The 277-nt window shown below is 50.5% G+C and carries 1 pseudogene; it reads right to left on the reverse strand.

The window, feature by feature from the left end:
- Positions 1-232 (reverse strand): annotated as a pseudogene (locus tag Q4563_RS19580) (porphobilinogen synthase); the annotation flags it as partial.
- Between the last annotated feature and the right edge of the window lie 45 nt (positions 233-277).

Below are 277 nucleotides of genomic sequence, written 5' to 3' on the forward strand. Positions count from 1 at the left end.
GGTCATAGAGGTATTTGACCTCTTTTACCAACTCATCAATGGACAGGCGTTCGATACCCGGCATGGAAGCAATAGGCTCACGTTCCTGATGACCTTCGAGAACAAACATCGGGTAAATCAGGCTATCCGTCGTCAGCTGTGTTTCGCGCATCAGGCGGCGTGAAAAATCATCCCGACGCATGCGGCGCATGCGGGTTTCTGGGAACATTCGCTGTGAATCGTTAAAGGCCATGATGTACTCCTGAGTTACCCGTGAAAAATCAGTCCGATTGTAGCC

This window comes from Gilvimarinus sp. 1_MG-2023, from assembly GCF_030548285.1.